Origin of the sequence: Curtobacterium sp. NPDC090223, assembly GCF_044746585.1 — a bacterium.
Classification (GTDB): Bacteria; Actinomycetota; Actinomycetes; order Actinomycetales; family Microbacteriaceae; genus Curtobacterium.
In genome coordinates this window covers 120,656-138,948 of sequence record NZ_JBIVCN010000005.1, presented here as the reverse complement: position 1 = coordinate 138,948, position 18,293 = coordinate 120,656, and the positions used below count along the sequence as shown (strand labels likewise).

The window sequence follows — 18,293 nt, the reverse complement described above, 5'->3', positions numbered from 1 at the left end:
TCGAGATCGATGGTGCTCCTCGGTGAGAGGTCGGGCAACTCGCGTGCACGAACGTGCAGAACACCTGTGGCGGTGTCCGATCGCCGTTCGCCGTGGGCGGTCGGGCTTGCAACGGCCGTGCACGTCCGTGCATGGTTGCTCCATGAGCGATGCCGCCCAACCGATGCGCACGCAGCAGGCCCTCCGAGCCGCGCACCTCTACTACCTGCAGGACCTGACGATGGACGCCATCGCCGACGAGCTCGGGACGTCCCGGTCGTCGGTGTCCCGCCTGCTCAAGCACGCCAGGGACACCGGGCTCGTCGACATCCAGATCCGCTCCCCGCTGGACCAGGCGGCCGCGCTGAGCCGGAACATCCGGGCGCGCTTCGGGGTGCACGCGCACGTCGTCCCGGTGCCGGACCACACGAGCGACGTCGACCGGCTGGAACGGGTCGCGCTGTCCGCCGCACGGATCCTCACGCAGTACATCGAGTCGAACATGGTGATCGGGATCTCCTGGGGCTCGACGGTGAGCGCGGTCAGCCGGTACCTCGTGCCGAAGACCACGCACGGTTCGACGGTGGTGCAGGTGAACGGCGCGGCGAACACCCGCACCACCGGCATCGTCTACGCGTCCGAGATCCTGCGGCGCTTCGGGGAGGCGTACGGGGCGCTCGTGCAGCAGTTCCCGGTTCCGGCGTTCTTCGACGACCCGTCGACCAAGGCGGCCCTGTTCCGGGAGCGCTCGATCCGGCGCGTGCTGGACCTGCACGAGCGCATGGACGTCGTCGTGTTCGGTGTCGGTGCGCCGCAGGCCCCGGTGCCGTCGCACGTGTACTCCGGCGGGTACCTCGACCCCGCCGACCGTGAGGAACTCGCGAAGGCCGAGGTCGTCGGCGACGTCTCGACGGTGTTCTACCGCGCGGACGGGTCGTGGCGCGACATCGGGGTGAACGCGAGGGCCGGCGGACCGGACCTCGACACGATCAAGCGGGCGCCGCGCCGGATCTGCGTGGTGGCCGGGCGGGGCAAGGCGGCGTCGCTCAAGGGTGCGCTGGCGGCCGGGCTGATCACGGACCTGATCCTCGACGAGAGCATCGGGCAGGCGATCCTGCAGAACTGACCGGGTCCGGTCCGGGGGACGCGGATCGTGGGTGGATGTCGGTGGTGCGGGGTACCTTCCCGGACATGGTGCTTCCCACGGACTCCCGTTCGCCCGTCTCACTGGCGCGCACCACACCCGTGTCCCCGTTCCGTGCCGACGAACGACCCGACCGGCGGTGGTCCAGGCGGCTGGCCGGCTCGGACGTCGACCAGGCGCTGGCGTTCTTCTCCGCCGGCTACGACCTCCGGTCCCCGGCCGTCCGGCGCACCTCGTCGCGCAGCGCGTGGAGCTTCGCCGGGGTCGGCGACGAGCGGATGTCCCTGCGGACCGCCCGCTTCGACGTCGACCTGCGCAGTGAGAGCCGAGCGGACGACGAGTTCATGGTCGTCTGGATGCGCTCCGGCACCAGCACCCTGACGTACGGCGGCCAGTCCGTCGACCTGCAGCCGGGCGTCCCGGTCGTCCTGCCGATCGACGACACCTGGGACCTGCACCACCGGGACATCTCGCTCAACATGGTGCAGCTCGACCGGACCTTCCTGAGCTCGCTCGCCGGGGACGCCGACTTCGCCTTCGAACCGATGCAGCGTGCGTCCGGTGACGGGCTCCGCGCCTGGCAGCACGTCGTCCGGTCGTCCTCGGCGACGTGGCTCGACATGGAGCACGTCCTCGGGGACGTCGAACGCCGCGAGATCGCCGAGGCGTTCGGCAGGGCGGCGCTCCGGGCGTTCGCACCCCGGACCGTTTGGCGTGCCTCGGTGCCCGGCACCGGTCCCGAACACGAGCGACTGCGCCGCGCGCTCGAGTTCGTGCACGCCCATGCGAACGAGCCGATCGGCACCCCGGAGATCGCCGCGGCGGCCGGGCTCAGCCCGCGCGGCCTGCAGCAGTCCCTGCGCAGGCACCTCGACCAGACCCCCGGCGACCTGTTGCGGCAGGTCCGGCTCGACGGCGCCCACGCGGACCTCCGTCGGGCCGAGCGAGACGAGGTCTCGGTGGCGGAGATCGCCCGGGCCTGGGGCTTCGGGCACCTCGGCCGGTTCTCGGCCGCGTACCGGTCCCGCTTCGGGGAGCTCCCGAGCGAATCACTCCGCGCCCGGAGCTGACCCACCGAATTCCTTCGCACGATTCGCGCGTGGACCAGCCGGATGTTCGGCTGTAACACGTCGGACACGCACGAGTGGCTGGATGGTGGTCGCCCGCCGCTCGCAGCCCACGAAGGAGTCCGCCATGCTCATCGGCGTCCCCACCGAGATCAAGAACAACGAGTTCCGCGTCGCCGCCACCCCCGCCGGTGTCGCCGAGCTGACGATGCACGGGCACGAGGTGCTCGTGCAGGCGGGAGCCGGTGACGGCTCCTCGTTGCCCGACGCCGAGTACGCCGCTGTCGGGGCGACGATCGTCCCGTCGGCTGCCGAGGTGTGGAGCCGTGCCGAGCTCGTGCTGAAGGTGAAGGAACCGGTCGCGTCCGAGTACGCCGCCATCCGCCCCGGGCAGGTCCTGTTCACCTACCTGCACCTGGCGGCGGACCGCCCGCTGACGTCCGCGCTGATGGACTCCGGTGCGACGGCGATCGCCTACGAGACCGTCCAGCTGCCGGACCGCTCCCTGCCGCTGCTGTCGCCGATGTCCGAGATCGCCGGCCGCCTGTCGGCACAGGTCGGCGCGAACCACCTGATGCGGGCCAACGGTGGTCGCGGGCTGCTGCTCGGCGGCGTCCCCGGCACGCCGAAGGGCCGGGTCGTGGTGATCGGGGGCGGTGTCGCCGGCGAGCACGCCGCGGCCATGGCGCTCGGGCTCGGTGCCGAGGTCACGGTGTTCGACATCAGCCTGCCGCGGCTGCGTGCGCTGGACGCCCGCTTCGACGGACGCATCACGACGCTCCGGTCCTCGTCGCACGCGATCGCCTCGGCCCTGCAGGACGCCGACCTGGTGATCGGGTCCGTGCTGATCCCCGGGGCCTCGGCGCCGAAGCTCGTCACCGACGCCATGGTGGCCGACATGCGCCCGGGTTCGGTGCTCGTCGACATCGCGATCGACCAGGGTGGGTGCTTCGAGGGCTCCCGGCCGACCACCCATGACGACCCGACGTTCCGGGTGCACGACGCCGTCTACTACTGCGTGGCGAACATGCCCGGTGCCGTTCCCCGCACGTCGACGATCGCGCTCACGAACGCGACGCTGCCCTACGCCGTGGCGATCGCGAACCAGGGCTGGGAGGCGGCGCTGGAGTCCGACCCGGCGCTCGCCCGCGGGCTCAACGTGCACGACGGCCACGTGACGAACGAGGCCGTGGCCGCCGCACACGGGCTGACGGCCGCCGCGCGCTGACGGCCGGGCGCGGCTGGCGGGGCTGGGCCGCGCCGGGCGGGGCCGCGCCGGGCGGGGCTGGCCGGGCGGGGTTGGCGGAAGCGACAGCGCGTACACGATTGCGCCGCGCGATCGTGTCCGTGGTGTCGCTTCCGCCACCACGCGGATGATGCACGCGCATCGGGCGACATCCGGTACAGGAATGCGCGGCGCTTTCGGAAGCGCGGTGTCGCTTCCGCCGTAGTCCGGCTGCCGCACGCCGCATGCCGCACGCTCGCAGCGGCCGCCGCTAGCGAACCGTGCGCGGCGCCCGTGCGACCGGCGCGCGGAAGCCCGCGCGCGAGCGCACGACCAGCGTCACCACGACGGCGAGCGCAGCGGCGACGATCGCGGCGACCGCCGTCGGCACCGACACCAGGGGGCCGTCGAGCCGAGCGACCGCGACCCACGCGAGCCCCCACGCGAGCGACACGGCCGGCGCCAGGCGGCCACGGCCGGTGACCGCGAGGAGCACCCCGACCAGCCCGGCGACGAGGGCCACGACGACACCCCAGACGTCCTGCGACAGCCCGAAGCCCCGGAAGCCAGCAGCCGTCAGGACCGCTGCCGTGTTCGCCGCCGTCGCGACGCACACCCACCCGAGGTAGAGCCCGAACGTGCCGTCGGTGACGATCGCCTCGACGACGCCGGAAGGACGCGTGCGCCGCAGGACCACGAACGTCCACGCGAGGACGGCCAGCAGCGCGACGATGATCGGCTCGCTCAGCCAGAGGAAGCCGAACTGCACGGACAGGATCCACGCGGCGTTCAGCAGCAGGGAGAGCGTCGCGGGGACGGCGAGTCGGTCGTGGCGGGCCTGGTCACCGCGGCGGGGCAGGAACTGCCACACGGCGAACGCGATCAGGCCGACGTAGATGACGCTCCAGATGCCGAACGCCGGCCCGTCGGGAGCGATCGCCGTGGACGACGCCGACAGTGCACCGCCCGCGGCGTCCTGGATGGGCGTGCCACCCGCGGCACCGGACCCGATGAACGAGCCCACCACGGCGATGACGGCACTCGCCGCGATCACGATCTTCCGGAACCATCGCATGGTCACTCCCTTCGACGACACGCCTTCGTCAGCATGCTGATGACCTGCACGGTAGACGGCCGGCCGCGCAGGCGTGCAGGGAGGGTCCAGCGAGCGGGGGACATGCCGCACCCGGACCTGCGTAGGTTGGGGTCGTGACCGTCGAGCTCAACACCGCCTACATCGACCGCATCGCACCGATCGCGAGTCCGACGCTCGACGACACCTTCCAGATGATGCAGGACCAGGACGCCAGCGCCTGCGTCGTCCTCTACCAACCCGACGCCGTGGAGCTCGGCGACGTCGCGGTCGCCCTCGGCCTGCACGAGCTCGCCGTCGAGGACTCCGCCGAGGGGCACCAGCGCCCGAAGCTCGAACGCTACGGCTCCACCCTGTTCGCGGTGCTCAAGCCGGCGCTCTACAACGACCAGCGCGAGGAGGTCGAGTTCGGGGAGGTACACGCCTTCGTCGGGGAGGACTTCTTCCTGGCCGTCGTGCAGGCGGACCCGCGCGGCCGGAGCGTCGTCCCCCGGGCGCTCCAGCGGATGAGCGGCAAGCCGGGGCTCGTGACCGCCGGTCCGCAGGCGCAGCTCTGGGCACTGATGGACTCGATCGTCGACGACTACATCCCGGTGATCGAGGGGCTCGAAGAGGACATCAACCAGATCGAGGACCAGCTCTTCGCCGGCGTCGCGGGTGTCTCCCGCCGCATCTACGAGCTCTTCGGCGAGGTCGTGGACTTCCAGCGCGCTGCACGGCCGCTCATCCACATGATCGAGAACATCCACCGCGGTGCCGAGAAGTACCACCTGCCGGTCGAGATGCAGCGGCGCTTCCGCGACGTCCTCGACCACGCGATCCGAACGGTCGAGCGCATCGACACCTTCCGGCAGCTGCTGCAGAACGCGCTGACGGTCGACGCGACCCTCGCGGCGCAGAAGCAGAACGACGACACGAAGAAGATCTCCGGATGGGCGGCGATCCTCTTCGCACCGACCCTCATCGCGGCGATCTACGGCATGAACTTCACGCACATGCCGGAGCTCACCTGGACGTGGGGGTACCCGTTGGCGGTGATCGCGATGATCGCCTTCGCGGCGGCGCTGTTCGTGGTCTTCAAGGTCAAGCGCTGGTTCTGACATACTTACGCGACAAAAGTAAGCCGACCAGGAGCTCCGATGACGCACTCCCTCGTCCACCTGTCCACCGCCGGGGTCTCCCTCGTGCTCGACTGCACCGAGGGACGCCTGCCGTCGGTGGTGCACTGGGGTGCGGCCCTCGGGCCGTTGTCCACCGACGACCTGCAGGCGATCGTCACCGCGGGCCTCGAACCGATCGTGTCGAACGCCGTCGACGAGCCGATCCGGCTCGCGATCCTGCCAGAACCGCACGCCGGCTGGTCGGGCAAGCCCGGGGTGAGCGGACACCGTGACGGTCGGGACTGGTCGCCGAGGTTCACCACGACGAGCATCGACGTCGTCGGAGAAGCCCACGAGACCGAGCCCCACGAGACCGAACCCCACGAGACCGGGACGTCAGGCGGCGCCGCACCCGCCCGCATCGACGCCGGCCCCGCGACCGTCGTCGTCGAGGCGGCCGACGACACCGCGCGCCTCGCCGTCCGCCTGGAGATCGAGCTGCTGCCCTCCGGGCTCGTCCGCACCCGCGCCGCCCTCACGAACACCGGCACCGGCACGTACACCGTCGACGACCTGACCGTCGCGCTCCCGATCCCGACCCGGGCCCGCGAGATCCTGGACTTCGCCGGCCGCTGGGGCAAGGAGCGCACCCCGCAACGCCGCGAGCTCGTCGTCGGCATCCACGAGCGCGAGGGCCGGAAGGGGCGCACCGGAGCCGACGCCGCCACGGTCCTGAGCGTCGGCGTCCCCGGCTTCGGGTTCGCCGACGGGGAGCTCTGGGGCGTGCACACCGCGTGGAGCGGCAACCACCGGCACTTCGCGGAGCGCCTGTTCAACGGCAAGCAGGTCATCGGCGGTGGCGAGCTCCTGCTGCCGGGCGAGGTCCGTCTGGGGACGGGGGAGACGTACGAGGGCCCGTGGCTGTACGGCGCGTACGCGAACGGCCTCGACGAGCAGGCCCGTCGCTTCCACCGGCACCTGCGCAGCCGACCGCAGCACCCGCGGAGCGCCCGCCCGATGACGATCAACGTCTGGGAGGCCGTCTACTTCGACCACGACCTGGCGCGCCTGCAGGACCTCGCCGACCGGTCGGCCCGCCTCGGCGTCGAGCGGTTCGTCCTCGACGACGGCTGGTTCCGGCACCGTCGCGACGACTTCGCCGGCCTCGGCGACTGGTTCGTCGACGAGGGGGTCTGGCCGGACGGGCTGGGGCCGCTCGTCGACCACGTCCGCGACGCCGGCATGCAGTTCGGCCTCTGGTTCGAGCCGGAGATGATCAACGAGGACAGCGACCTGGCCCGGGCGCACCCGGAGTGGATCATGCAGGCGGACGGTCGCCTGCCGGTCCGGTCCCGGCACCAGCAGGTCCTCAACCTGGCGATCCCGGAGGCGTACGAGTACGTCCTCGACCGGATGACCGCGATCATCGACGAGTACCGCATCGACTACGTCAAGTGGGACCACAACCGCGACCTGGTCGAGGCGGGGCACCCGGGCGGCGGGGCGGCCGTGCACGAGCAGACCCTGGCGGCGTACCGGCTGATGGCGGCGCTCAAGGACCGCTTCCCGGGCTTCGAGATCGAGTCGTGCTCGTCGGGCGGCTCCCGCGTGGACCTCGGCGTGATCGAGCACACCGACCGCGTCTGGGTCTCGGACTGCATCGACCCGCTCGAGCGCCAGCAGATGAACCGCTGGACGATGCAGCTGCTGCCGGCGGAGCTCCTCGGCTCGCACATCGCCAGCGGTGTCAACCACACGACGGGACGCTGGCACGACCTGTCGTTCCGCGCGGGCACGGCGCTGTTCGGGCACCTCGGCATCGAGTGGGACCTGTCAACGGCCACCGCGGCCGAGGAGCGCGACCTGGCGGAGTGGATCGTGCTCTACAAGGACACCCGCTGGCTCCTGCACGGCGGCGACCTGGTCCGCGTCGACCAGGCCGACGACACGCTGAACGTCTACGGCGTGGTCGCGCCGGACCGCCGGGAGGCGCTGTTCTTCCTGGCCTCCCTGGCCGCCCCGGAGGTCAGCCTGCGCGGCCGGGTCACGTTCCGCGACCTGGACCCGGACACCCGGTACCGCGTCGACCCGGTGCTCATCGGCAGCGGTGCCGACGGTGTCCGGGCACCGCAGTGGTGGTCCGGCGAACGCGTCTTCACCGGGCGCGTCCTCATGACGGTTGGCCTCGAAGCCCCGGCCACCTCCGCGGAGCGCGTCGTCCCGTTCCGGCTCACCGCGCGCTGATCCCGGCCCACCGACCGACTGGAGGCCCGGGTCGGCGCCGACCCGGGCCTCCAGTCCGTCAGCTGGTCACCATCTCGATCTGGCGACCTCTTGACACCGCTTTCTTTTGTGGCGACACTAAAGCCGTCCGGGGCTGCCACCCGGACGGCAACCACGTTGACGAAGGAGTCACGATGGCCACCGAAACACCCTTGACGGTGCCGGTCCGGCGAAGCCGACCGAGCGCCGGCACCGACACCGCGGCCAGGACCGCCGCGCCACGGAAGCGCCGCCCACGGAACGACCTCTGGCTGGCGCTGGTCTTCATCGCCCCGGCGGCGGTCGGCTTCGCGCTGTTCCTGCTGTGGCCGACGATCCGCGGCATCTACCTCAGCTTCACGTCCTACAACCTGCTCACGCCGCCGGTCTTCACCGGGCTGCAGAACTACGAGCGCCTGGTGCAGGACTCGATCTTCTGGCACTCGATGGCGGTGACGGTCGAGTACGTGCTGCTGAACATCGGGTTCCAGACGGTGCTCGCGCTGTTCATCGCCGTGATGATGCACCGGCTCACGAAGTCGACGTTCGTGCGGGGGATCGTCCTCGCGCCGTACCTGGTGTCGAACGTCGTCGCCGCGCTCATCTGGCTGTGGATCCTCGACACGCAGCTCGGCATCGGCAACGAGGTGCTCTCCGCCATCGGCGTCGGACGCATCCCGTTCCTGCAGAGCGACGTCTGGGGCATCCCGACGATCGCGTTCATCAACGTCTGGCGGAACGTCGGCTACACGGCGCTCCTCATCTTCGCGGGGCTGCAGGCGCTCCCCGAGCAGGTCTACGAGGCCGGCCGCATCGACGGAGCGAGCGAGTGGAAGATGTTCTGGCGCATCACGGTGCCGCTGCTCCGCCCGATCCTGTCCCTCGTGCTCATCATCACGATCATCGGGTCGTTCCAGGTGTTCGACACCGTCGCGGTGACGACACAGGGCGGACCCGCCAACGCCACCAACGTCGTGCAGAACTACATCTACAACCTGGCCTTCGGCCGGTTCCAGTTCGGCTACGCGTCCGCCGTCTCGGTGGCCCTCCTCATCGTCCTCAGCGTCATCACGTTCATCCAGTACCGACTCTCGCGCTCCGGCGAGAGTGACCTGGACTGAGCGGCCGACGGACCCCGAAAGCGACTCGAAGATGACCAGCACACTGCCCCCGGTGGCCGACCCCACGACCACTCGCGCCGTCACCACGCGCGGCGCGAAGCCACCGCGCCCGAAGCCGTCCGTCGGCCGCGTGTTCGCCTGGATCGCGATGATCGCCGTGATCGTCGTGACCCTGTTCCCCTTCTACTGGATCCTCCGCACGGCGCTGTCGTCGAACGGTGCGATCTCCGCCGACCCCACCTCGCTGCTGCCGACCGGGTTCAGCCTGGGCGGGTTCGAGCGGGTCTTCGGCCTGCAGTCCACGAAGGAGGCGCTCGCGCAGGGCGGCTCCGGTGCGGCGATCAACTTCTGGCAGTACCTGCTCAACTCCGTGATCACCGCGACGATGATCACCGTCGGGCAGGTGTTCTTCTCCGCCGGGGCCGCGTACGCCTTCGCCCGGCTGCGGTGGCCGGGGCGCGACAAGGTGTTCGTCGTGTTCCTCGCCGGGCTCATGGTCCCGACGATCTTCACGCTCCTGCCGAACTTCGCGCTCATCAAGTCGCTCGGCCTGGTCGACACCCTGCTCGGGATCTCGCTGCCCTCGATGCTGATGACGCCGTTCGCGGTCTTCTTCCTGCGGCAGTTCTTCCTCGGCATCTCGAGGGAGGTCGAGGAAGCGGCGCTCATCGACGGCGCCGGCAAGGTCCGGGTGTTCTTCCGGCTGATCCTGCCGATGGCCTCGGCAGCGATCGCGACGCTCGCCGTCCTGACGTACATCACCGCGTGGAACGACTACTTCTGGCCGCTGATGGTGTCGTACACCGACAGCTCCCGGGTGCTCACCGTCGCGCTCGGCGTCTTCAAGTCGCAGGCCCCGCAGTCCGGTACCGACTGGTCCGGGTTGATGGCGGCCACGCTCGTCGCGGCGCTCCCGATGATCGTGCTGTTCGGCGTCTTCGCCAAGCGCATCGTCAACTCCATCGGCTTCTCCGGCATCAAGTAGGGACGCTCCCATGACGAACTCCATCACCCGCCGCGCGCTCTTCGCCGGCGGCGCATCCGCCCCGGCCCTCGGTGCCCTCGCCGCGTGCTCCTCGCCCGGCCGCGCGTCGTCCACCGGCGGAGCGACCGGCACCGTGTCGTACTGGCTGTGGGACTCGAACCAGCTGCCGGCGTACCAGGCGGTCGCGAAGGCCTTCGAGCAGCAGAACCCCGGCATCAGGATCGAGATCACGCAGCTCGGCTGGAACGACTACTGGACGAAGCTCACCGCGGGGTTCATCGCCGGGACCGCGCCGGACGTCTTCACCGACCACCTGACGAAGTTCCCGCAGTACGCGGACCTCGACGTGCTGTACGAGCTCGACGAGCTCGAGGCCACCGCGTCCATCCGGGACGCCGACTACCAGTCCGGGCTCGCCGAGCTCTGGAAGGGCCAGGACGGGCACCGCTACGGGTCCCCGAAGGACTGGGACACCATCGCGATGTTCTACGACACCAAGGCGATGGCGAAGGCCGGGGTCACGGCCGAGCAGCTCGCTGCGCTCGAGTGGAACCCCGACGACGGCGGCACGTTCGAGCAGATGCTCGCCCACCTCACGATCGACGGCAAGGGCCGACGCGGCGACGAACCCGGCTTCGACAAGACCGACATCGCGGTCTACGGGATGAGCGCGAACGGCAGCGGCGGCGACGGCTTCGGGCAGACGCAGTGGTCGCCGTTCACCGGGTCGACCGACTGGTTCTACACGAACAGCAACCCGTGGGGGAACAAGTTCCGCTACGACGACGCCGGGTTCCAGAAGACGATCTCCTGGTACTTCGGGCTCGCCGAGAAGGGCTACATGCCGAAGTACGGGGTGTTCTCCACGACGACCGGTCCGGACGTGCAGCTCGGTGCGAAGAAGGTCGCGCTCTCGTTCAACGGCTCGTGGATGATCGGCGCGTACGGCAACCTCGCCGGCATCGACGTCGCCATCGCGCCGACCCCGTCCGGGCCGGTGGGGCACCGCGCGTCGATGTTCAACGGGTTGGGTGACTCGATCACGAAGCAGGCCCGGAACCCGGAGGCCGCGGCGAAGTGGGTCGCGTTCCTGGGCGGGTCGACCGCGCAGCAGATCGTCGGCAGGGCGGGCATCGTGTTCCCGGCACGCCCCGAGGGCACCGCTGCGGCCGTGGCGGCGTTCGAGAAGCAGGGCTTCGACGTGTCCGCGTTCACCCAGCAGGTGGCCGACAAGACCACGTTCCTGTTCCCGGTGACGCGGAACCCCGGCGACATCCAGGCGCTCGTGCAGCCGGCGTTCGACGACATCTACGCGAACGGCAAGCCCGTGAGCACGCTGACCGGGGTCAACGACCAGGTGAACACGCTGTTGCAGCTGACGTAGGCGTGGGCCGCCCCCTCGCACCGTGCGGGGCGAGGGCACGCACTGTGCGAGGTTGCGTACACGGTGCGAGGCGCCGCACCTCGCACCGTGTACGGAACCTCGCACGCTCCGGGCGCGGATCGCACGGTGTGAGGGGCGCGGGGCGGGACGGTCAGGCGCCGAGCGCGTGCATCTGGATGGCGACCGCGGCGGCGCCCCTGGCCCACTCGTTGAAGCGGAAGGGCTGCGCGATCACGGTCGGCGCCGGCGTCGACCAGTGCCGGGCCGCCTCGACCGAGCGGTCGAGCGCGGCCCGGCCGACCTCGGCGACGGTCACGAGCTCGCCGGAGAGCAGGACCACCTCGGGGTCGATCACGTTCACGACGTCCGCGACGAGCAGTCCGAGGGCCTCGGCCGCGGTGTCGACCACGGCGCGGGCAGCGGGTGCGTCGGGGCCGTCGCCGCGCGCCACGTCGAGGAGCTCCGCGGCGGACACCTGACGGCCGAGCGCCGCACTGCCCGCGAGCACGATGGCCCTGGCGCTGATGACGGCGCGGGCACAACCGCGGTGACCGAACTCGCAGCGGAGGTCCGTCGTGCCCGCAGCTCCGCCGAGCCGCTGGTGCCCGATGCTGCCGGCTGCCCCGTGTGCGCCCGCGACGACGGTGCCGCCGACGACCAGGCCGAGACCGATGCCGGCGCCGATGGTCAGCAGCGCGAACGACCGGTGGTCGCGGCCCTCGCCGAACCAGTGCTCGGCGTGCGTGAGCGCCCGGACGTCGTTCTCCACCGTGCAGGGCAACCCCGTGGCGTCGGCGAGGAGTGCGGCGAAGGGGACGTCCTCCCAGCCGAGGAACGGTGCGCGCCGGACCGTCCGTCGGTCCTCGGTCGCACCGCCGAGCGCCACGCAGACGCCCCGCACCCGGTCGTCGGCAGCCGTGATGGCGGCGACGACCTCGGCGACCCGGGCGACCACGGCGCCGACGTCGGTGTCGGTGAGCGGTTCCTCGCGCTCGGTCAGGACCTCGCCGCGGTGGTCGGTCGAGACGGCGAAGAGGCTGTCGCCGGTGAGCTTCACGCCGATGAAGTGGTGGGCGTCCTGGTCGATGTCGAGCGGGATCGACGGGCGACCCGTGACGGTCTGCTGCACGCCCTCGCGCTCGACGAGGATCCCGGCCTCGAGCAGGGGCTTCGTGATCCGGGACAGGCTCGGGCCGGAGAGGCCCAGTCGGGCGGCGAGTTCGGTGCGCGGCCGCGGGCCGGCGCGGAGCACCTCGAGCACGACGGACTGCGCGCTGCCGACGAGCGGCTCCCAGCCGCGCTGAGGTCCTGCGTCGGGCGTCTCGGGCACGTCGCCAGCCTAGGGCGCGGGCGGCGGCGGGCACGGCAGCGCCGTGCGGTGGACACCCCGGTGATCCACAGGGGTCCTCCAGGGGTTCCGCACGGGCGGCACACACGTGCCCGACAGGATCGAGGGCAGTGCGCACCCCGCGCCGATCGGAAGGACATCCCCATGCAGTGCCCCAACGACCAGGCGACCCTCGTGATGTCGGAGCGGTCCGGCATCGAGATCGACTACTGCCCGGAGTGCCGCGGCGTGTGGCTCGACCGCGGTGAGCTCGACAAGATCATCGACCGGGCAGCGCCCACCCCATCGGCCGCTCCGGCTCCGGCGCCGGCCCCCGGACCGCACGCGGTCCCCGGCGTGCCCGCTGCCCCGGCGTACGGGTCGGTCCCGGGCTACTCGCCGGGCATGGCGGTGCCGCGGAACGGCTACGCGTCGCCGGGATCGCCCGGGTCGCCGGGGTCCTGGGACAAGGGACGCCGCGGCGGGTACGGGCAGCCCGGGTACGGGCAGCCCGGGTACGGCCAGCCCGGCCACGGGCAGCAGCCGTACGGCAGGAAGCGCCGCGGGAACTGGCTGAGCGAGCTCTTCGACTGACCGCTCGTCAGCGCTCGCATCGGAGCGCGGCCGGGGCGGGTGCAGCGCGGCCGATAGGGTTTCCGATATGCCGCACACCGCACACACGACCCCGGGCTGGGTGCTGAAGCTCGTCGTCGTCACCGGACTCGTCGGGGTCGCGGGTGGCATCGCCGGGGTCTCGGTGTGGCTCGCCCTGCAGCTCATCCAGTTCGTCGCGTTCGGGTACCCGTTCGCCGGCCACCTCGAGGCCGCCGACGCCCCGTCCGCGCTGAACCGCTTCCTCGCCCTGGTCGCCGCCGGTGTCCTCACCGGGTTCGCCTGGTGGGCCCTCCGCCGGTGGGGCCGCCCGATCGTCTCCGTCCCCGGCGCGGTCAACGGCAAGCGGATGCCGACGCTCGCGACCCTGGCGAACGCCGGTGTCCAGATCCTCGCGGTCGGCCTCGGCGCGTCCATCGGCAAAGAGGTCGCGCCGCGTGAGATCGGCGCCTGGCTCGCCCAGCTCGTCACCGCCCGCGCGGGGTTGTCGAAGCGCGAGACGAAGATCCTCGTGGCGTGCGGCGCCGCCGCCGGCCTCGCCGCAGTGTACGACGTGCCGCTCGGTGGTGCGCTCTTCGCGGTCGAGGTCCTGCTCGGCGAGCTGACCTTCGCCACCGCACTGCCGGCCTTCGCGACGAGCGCCGTCGCGGCCTTCGTCGCGCGCCTGGTGATCCCGGACGAGGTCCTGTACCACGTGCCGGCGATGCACATGTCGCCCTCCCTGCTCGTCTGGGCCGTCGTCGTCGGGCCGGTGCTGGGGTTCGCCGGCGTCGGGTTCGTGAAGCTGACGAACCGGCTGCAGGGCATCGCGCCGAAGGGCTGGCACCTGCTCGTCGTCCTGCCGGTCGTCTTCGCGATGGTCGGGCTCATCGCCGTGCCGTTCCCGGAGATCCTCGGCAACGGCCGGGCACTCGGCGTGCTGGCGATGAACACCTCGGTCGACGACGGCGCGATGCTCGGCTTCGCACCGATCGTGCTGCTCCTGGTGCTCGGCATCATCCGGACGATCACCACGTCGGCGACGATCGGCGCTGGCGCGGTCGGGGGCACCCTGACGCCGTCGATCGCGATCGGGGCGGCCTTCGGTGGTTTCCTGGGCGGCGCGTGGATCCTGCTCTGGCCGGCGGACGGCCCCGGGCTCGCGTCGTTCGCGTTCATCGGCGCGGCGGCGTTCCTCGCGACGACGATGCGGGCGCCCTTCACCGCACTCGTGCTCGTCGTGGAGTTCACCGAGCAGGGGACCGACATCCTCATCCCGTCGCTCCTGGCGGTGTCGGGCTCCGTCGCGGTCGGCTACGTGCTCGCCCGCCGACGCAGTGCCCAGATGGCCTGACCGTCGGACCGGACGTCCGTGGCGGACGCATGCCGGGCCTCCCGGCCAGAGCCGCGCCGAGCGGCCTACGATCGGCCGCACGCGGCGGGGCGACCGGCTCCGCGCCGAACGAGAGGCACGCACATGGCGGGGTTCGACGACATCACGAAGAAGGCGCAGGACTTCCTCAAGGACGGCAAGGTCCAGGACGCCCTGAAGAGCGAGAAGGCCGAGGGCATCAGCGACAAGGTGCTCGACGGCGTCGCCGATGCGGTGAAGAAGGCCACCGGCGGCAAGTTCGACGACAAGATCGACGGTGCCCGCGACTCCGCGGACAAGCACGTCGGGAACGAGTAGCCCGAGCGCACGACGGCCCCGACCCCGCCCAGGGTCGGGGCCGTCGGCTGGACTCCTGGCGGAACAACGGGGACCATGGAGCGGTTGTCCCCGACGACAGCAGGAGGACGGCGCAGTGACAGGAACGAGCGCAGTGACAGGAACGGGCACCGGGGCGGTCGTCGCACCGCACCAGCCACTCACCGAGGACGAGGTCGCGGTGATCAGGCAGGACTTCCCGATCCTGCAGCAGCAGGTGAACGGGCAGCCGCTGGCGTACCTGGACTCCGGAGCCACCGCCGAACGGCCGCGGCAGGTGCTCGACGCCGAACGCCGCTTCCTCGAACACGACAACGCCGCCGTGCACCGCGGTGCGCACACCCTGGCAGCACTGAGCACCGACGCCTACGAGGACGCCCGCGCCACCGTCGCCGGCTTCATCGGCGCCGCGAGCCCGAACGAGGTGGTGTGGACGAGCAACGCCACGGACGCACTCAACCTGGTCGCGTACGGCATCGCCAACGCCAGCCGCGGCCGCGGGGGAGCGGACGCCGAGCGGTTCCGCATCGGACCGGGCGACGAGGTCCTGGTGACCGAGGCCGAGCACCACGCGAACCTCGTCCCCTGGCAGGAACTCGCCATCGCCACCGGAGCGACCCTGCGCTGGGTGCCCGTCGACGACCAGGGGTGCTGGACCGCCGCTGACGCGATCGCGCTCATCTCCGAGCACACGAAGGTCGTCGCGTTCGCCCACGTGTCGAACGTCACGGGCATGATCGCCCCCGTCGCCGAGGTCGTCGGGGCCGCACACGCGCACGGCGCCCTCGTCGTGCTCGACGCCTGCCAGTCCGCGCCGCACCGGCCCGTCGACGTGCAGGAACTCGGCGTCGACTTCGCCGCGTTCTCGGGCCACAAGATGCTCGGCCCGAACGGCATCGGCGTGCTCTGGGGACGGGCCGCGCTCCTCGACGCGCTGCCGCCGTTCCGCACGGGCGGCTCGATGATCACCACCGTGACGATGGAGCACACCGACTTCATGCCCGCACCCGAGCGCTTCGAGGCCGGCACCCAGCCGGTGTCCCAGGCGGTGGCGCTCGCCGAGGCGGTCCGCTACCTGCAGGGCATCGGCATGGAGCGTGTCCGCGCCCACGAGGAGCACCTCGCCCAGCGCATGCTCGACGGCCTCGCCGCCGTCCCGGGCATCGCCGTCGTCGGCCCAGCGGCCGGTGTGCCGCGCTCGGGCCTGGTGTCGTTCGACGTCGACGGCGTGCACGCGCACGACGTCGCGCAGTACCTCGACGCGCAGGGCATCGCCGTGCGCTCCGGGCACCACTGCGCACAGCCGCTGCACCGGCGCCTCGGGCTCACCGCCACGAGCCGCGCCAGCACGTACGTGTACACGACCGAGACGGACGTCGACCGCTTCGTGCAGGCGGTCAGCGAGATCCGCGGGTACTTCGGTGCCGACGGAGCGGCCTCGTGAACGCGCTCGACTCCCTCTACCAGCAGGTCATCCTGGACCACGCGAAGGCCCGGCACGGCGACGGCGAACTGCCCGACGCCGATGCGTCGCACTTCGAGCGGAACCCGACGTGCGGCGACGAGATCACGGTCAGCGTGCGGCTCGAGCCGGGCTCGGACCGGATCGCCGGTCTCGCGTGGCAGGGCGACGGGTGCTCGATCTCGATGGCCTCGGCGTCGGTGCTCACGGACATGGCGGTCGGCCGGACCGTCCCGGAGCTGCTCGCGCTCACCGAGGAGTTCCGCAGGATGATGCGCTCCCGTGGCGTCGGCGAGCCGGACGAGGACGTCCTCGAGGACCTCATCGCCTTCCACGGGGTCTCCAAGTTCGTGATGCGGGTGAAGTGCGGGATGCTCGCGTGGGTGGCTGCGGAAGCCGCCGTTCGCGAGGCGGTAGCGGCCCGCTGACCCGATCCGGAGCCGTACGGTGATCGGATGCGTTCGCTCATCCGCCTCGACGACTGGTCCGCCTCCGACATCGAGCAGGTCTTCGACCTCGCCGACGCGTACCGCGACGGCCGCGGACCCGTCACGTCCGGGTGCGCGGTGCTGTTCTTCCCCGCGTCGAGTCTGCGGACGCGGGTGACGTTCGAGCGCGGAGCGGCGCTGATGGGACTGCAGCCGATCGTGTTCCCGGAGACGACGCTCGACAAGCCCGAGGCGCTCGCCGACGTGGCGGCGTACCTCGACGCGTGGGCCGACGTCGTCATCGCCCGGCACCCGGACCTCGCGGTGCTGGACGGGCTGGCCGCGGTGCCGTCGCTCCCGGTCGTGAACGCCATGACCGACGTCAACCACCCGTGCGAGGTCCTGTCCGACCTGTACGCCCTGCGGCAGGGCGCGGACCTCCGGTCGCTGCGCCTCCTGTTCGTCGGCGCCGACGGGAACATCGCGCGGGCCTGGCACGAGGCGGCACGGGTGCTGGGACTCGATCTGGTGCAGTGTGCTCCCGCGTCGCTCGCCACACCGGGTGCGCGGTCGACGGACGACCTCGAGGTGGCGATCCGCTCGGCCGACGTGGTGCTCACGGACGGTCCGGGCGTGCACGCCGAGGCGCTGGCCCCGTACCGGATCACCGCGGCTCTGCTCGACCGGGCACCGGCGGGCGTCCGGTTCAACCCGTGCCCGCCGTTCCAGCGCGGTCGCGAGGTGGCCGCGGACGCCCTCGAGCACCCGGCGTTCGTGGGGCATGCGTTCAAGGCGTCGCTGCTCCCCGTGCAGCAGGCGGTGATCGCCTTCTGCCTGGGCTTGCGGTAGCGCCGGCGGCAGGTCGCGCCGGGGCCGCCGTCACCGCCCGGCGGCCGTGACGATGTGCGTGACCCCGTACTCCCACGCCCGGTCGATGTCCCCGCCGAGCCGGAACGCCCCGTTCAGCTCCATGCTGATGAACCCCGTCGCCCACGCGGTGAGCAGCCGTGCCGCCTCGAGCGCGTCGGACTCGCCCGCCAGGTCCGCCGCGACCCGGAGGATCGCCGCGCTGGCGGCCGCCTGCACCGCGGTGTCGGCGACCGGCGTGCCCGCCCCGGGGGTCATCACCAGCCGGAACGCCGCCGGCCGCTCCTTCCCGAACGCCCGGTACGTGTCGAGCAGAGCGCGGGCGTCCGTGGTGGCATCCAGGCGCGACGTCAGGTCGACCAGGGTCTGCTCGGCCACGAGCTGCACGAGCCGGTCGCGGCTCTGCACCCGCTTGTACAGCGACGGTGCGCGGACCCCCACCCGGACGGCGACGCCCTGCATCGTCACGCCGGGCAGCCCGTCGTCCTCGAGCAGGTCACGGGCGGCGGCGACGATGGCGTCGAGGGTGGTGCGGTCCGGAGTGGGCATG

General features: G+C 71.6%; 17 protein-coding genes. 14 read left to right on the top strand and 3 right to left on the bottom strand.

Features of this window, described 5'->3' with window-relative positions; genetic code table 11:
• The first annotated feature begins 142 nt into the window (after window positions 1-142).
• The 3 genes from ACIPJY_RS13320 to ald all read left to right on the top strand — a co-directional run bounded on the left by ACIPJY_RS13320 (window position 143) and on the right by ald (window position 3,418).
• Window positions 143-1,105 (top strand): sugar-binding transcriptional regulator, encoded by a 963-nt coding sequence (locus tag ACIPJY_RS13320; protein WP_400461670.1) that lies wholly within the window; start codon window positions 143-145, stop codon window positions 1,103-1,105.
• A gap of 65 nt (window positions 1,106-1,170) precedes the next feature.
• Complete coding sequence (locus tag ACIPJY_RS13315) at window positions 1,171-2,193, top strand: helix-turn-helix domain-containing protein (RefSeq protein WP_400461672.1); 1,023 nt, start codon at window positions 1,171-1,173, stop codon at window positions 2,191-2,193.
• A 124-nt stretch (window positions 2,194-2,317) separates the two neighbouring features.
• Window positions 2,318-3,418 (top strand): alanine dehydrogenase, encoded by a 1,101-nt coding sequence (gene ald / locus ACIPJY_RS13310; protein WP_400462334.1) that lies wholly within the window; start codon window positions 2,318-2,320, stop codon window positions 3,416-3,418.
• A gap of 268 nt (window positions 3,419-3,686) precedes the next feature.
• On the opposite strand, the gene ACIPJY_RS13305 is transcribed toward ald, so the two are convergent.
• Window positions 3,687-4,490, bottom strand: coding sequence for a tryptophan-rich sensory protein (locus ACIPJY_RS13305; RefSeq protein WP_400461675.1), 804 nt, complete (start codon window positions 4,488-4,490; stop codon window positions 3,687-3,689).
• 134 nt (window positions 4,491-4,624) lie between these two features.
• Between ACIPJY_RS13305 and ACIPJY_RS13300 the strand changes: the two genes are divergently transcribed.
• The 5 genes from ACIPJY_RS13300 (at window position 4,625) to ACIPJY_RS13280 (ending at window position 11,360) form a co-directional block, all read left to right on the top strand.
• Window positions 4,625-5,608 carry a magnesium and cobalt transport protein CorA gene (locus ACIPJY_RS13300; RefSeq protein WP_400461677.1) on the top strand — a complete coding sequence of 328 codons (984 nt, stop codon included), beginning with the start codon at window positions 4,625-4,627 and terminating at the stop codon, window positions 5,606-5,608.
• Window positions 5,609-5,647: 39 nt separating this feature from the next.
• On the top strand, window positions 5,648-7,852 hold the full coding sequence (locus tag ACIPJY_RS13295) for an alpha-galactosidase (RefSeq protein ID WP_400461680.1): 2,205 nt from the start codon (window positions 5,648-5,650) through the stop codon (window positions 7,850-7,852).
• 173 nt (window positions 7,853-8,025) lie between these two features.
• The gene (locus tag ACIPJY_RS13290; RefSeq protein ID WP_400461683.1) at window positions 8,026-8,991 is read left to right on the top strand and encodes a carbohydrate ABC transporter permease; all 966 of its coding nucleotides are present in this window, start codon (window positions 8,026-8,028) and stop codon (window positions 8,989-8,991) included.
• 31 nt (window positions 8,992-9,022) lie between these two features.
• On the top strand, window positions 9,023-9,976 hold the full coding sequence (locus ACIPJY_RS13285; RefSeq protein ID WP_400461686.1) for a carbohydrate ABC transporter permease: 954 nt from the start codon (window positions 9,023-9,025) through the stop codon (window positions 9,974-9,976).
• A 10-nt stretch (window positions 9,977-9,986) separates the two neighbouring features.
• Window positions 9,987-11,360 (top strand): ABC transporter substrate-binding protein, encoded by a 1,374-nt coding sequence (locus ACIPJY_RS13280; protein WP_400461689.1) that lies wholly within the window; start codon window positions 9,987-9,989, stop codon window positions 11,358-11,360.
• 151 nt (window positions 11,361-11,511) lie between these two features.
• Here ACIPJY_RS13280 and ACIPJY_RS13275 read toward each other — a convergent pair whose 3' ends face one another.
• On the bottom strand, window positions 11,512-12,690 hold the full coding sequence (locus tag ACIPJY_RS13275; protein WP_400461691.1) for an ROK family protein: 1,179 nt from the start codon (window positions 12,688-12,690) through the stop codon (window positions 11,512-11,514).
• Between the two features lie 162 nt (window positions 12,691-12,852).
• Here ACIPJY_RS13275 and ACIPJY_RS13270 point away from each other — a divergent pair, with 162 nt between their 5' ends.
• The 6 genes from ACIPJY_RS13270 (at window position 12,853) to ACIPJY_RS13245 (ending at window position 17,725) form a co-directional block, all read left to right on the top strand.
• Window positions 12,853-13,281, top strand: a complete 429-nt coding sequence (locus ACIPJY_RS13270; protein WP_400461692.1) for a zf-TFIIB domain-containing protein — start codon at window positions 12,853-12,855, stop codon at window positions 13,279-13,281.
• A gap of 67 nt (window positions 13,282-13,348) precedes the next feature.
• A complete protein-coding gene (locus ACIPJY_RS13265; protein ID WP_400461695.1) occupies window positions 13,349-14,632 on the top strand; it encodes a chloride channel protein in 1,284 nt (427 codons plus the stop codon).
• 123 nt (window positions 14,633-14,755) lie between these two features.
• Window positions 14,756-14,968, top strand: a complete 213-nt coding sequence (locus tag ACIPJY_RS13260) for an Rv0909 family putative TA system antitoxin (RefSeq protein WP_123655625.1) — start codon at window positions 14,756-14,758, stop codon at window positions 14,966-14,968.
• A gap of 133 nt (window positions 14,969-15,101) precedes the next feature.
• Window positions 15,102-16,430 carry an aminotransferase class V-fold PLP-dependent enzyme gene (locus tag ACIPJY_RS13255; RefSeq protein WP_400461698.1) on the top strand — a complete coding sequence of 443 codons (1,329 nt, stop codon included), beginning with the start codon at window positions 15,102-15,104 and terminating at the stop codon, window positions 16,428-16,430.
• Complete coding sequence (gene sufU / locus ACIPJY_RS13250) at window positions 16,427-16,876, top strand: Fe-S cluster assembly sulfur transfer protein SufU (protein WP_400461701.1); 450 nt, start codon at window positions 16,427-16,429, stop codon at window positions 16,874-16,876. Before ACIPJY_RS13255 ends, sufU begins: the two co-directional genes overlap by 4 nt.
• 27 nt (window positions 16,877-16,903) lie before the next feature.
• A complete protein-coding gene (locus ACIPJY_RS13245; protein WP_400461703.1) occupies window positions 16,904-17,725 on the top strand; it encodes an ornithine carbamoyltransferase in 822 nt (273 codons plus the stop codon).
• Window positions 17,726-17,755: 30 nt separating this feature from the next.
• On the opposite strand, the gene ACIPJY_RS13240 is transcribed toward ACIPJY_RS13245, so the two are convergent.
• A complete protein-coding gene (locus ACIPJY_RS13240) occupies window positions 17,756-18,292 on the bottom strand; it encodes a WHG domain-containing protein (RefSeq protein ID WP_400461706.1) in 537 nt (178 codons plus the stop codon).
• Window position 18,293 lies beyond the last annotated feature (1 nt).

Coding starts and splice junctions, on each gene's coding strand:
- ACIPJY_RS13320 (WP_400461670.1), top strand. CDS start 143: ATGAGCGATGCCGCCCAACCGATGCGCACGCAGCAGGCCCTCCGAGCC.
- ACIPJY_RS13315 (WP_400461672.1), top strand. CDS start 1,171: ATGGTGCTTCCCACGGACTCCCGTTCGCCCGTCTCACTGGCGCGCACC.
- ald (WP_400462334.1), top strand. CDS start 2,318: ATGCTCATCGGCGTCCCCACCGAGATCAAGAACAACGAGTTCCGCGTC.
- ACIPJY_RS13305 (WP_400461675.1), bottom strand. CDS start 4,490: ATGCGATGGTTCCGGAAGATCGTGATCGCGGCGAGTGCCGTCATCGCC.
- ACIPJY_RS13295 (WP_400461680.1), top strand. CDS start 5,648: ATGACGCACTCCCTCGTCCACCTGTCCACCGCCGGGGTCTCCCTCGTG.
- ACIPJY_RS13290 (WP_400461683.1), top strand. CDS start 8,026: ATGGCCACCGAAACACCCTTGACGGTGCCGGTCCGGCGAAGCCGACCG.
- ACIPJY_RS13285 (WP_400461686.1), top strand. CDS start 9,023: ATGACCAGCACACTGCCCCCGGTGGCCGACCCCACGACCACTCGCGCC.
- ACIPJY_RS13280 (WP_400461689.1), top strand. CDS start 9,987: ATGACGAACTCCATCACCCGCCGCGCGCTCTTCGCCGGCGGCGCATCC.
- ACIPJY_RS13270 (WP_400461692.1), top strand. CDS start 12,853: ATGCAGTGCCCCAACGACCAGGCGACCCTCGTGATGTCGGAGCGGTCC.
- ACIPJY_RS13265 (WP_400461695.1), top strand. CDS start 13,349: ATGCCGCACACCGCACACACGACCCCGGGCTGGGTGCTGAAGCTCGTC.
- ACIPJY_RS13260 (WP_123655625.1), top strand. CDS start 14,756: ATGGCGGGGTTCGACGACATCACGAAGAAGGCGCAGGACTTCCTCAAG.
- ACIPJY_RS13245 (WP_400461703.1), top strand. CDS start 16,904: ATGCGTTCGCTCATCCGCCTCGACGACTGGTCCGCCTCCGACATCGAG.
- ACIPJY_RS13240 (WP_400461706.1), bottom strand. CDS start 18,292: ATGCCCACTCCGGACCGCACCACCCTCGACGCCATCGTCGCCGCCGCC.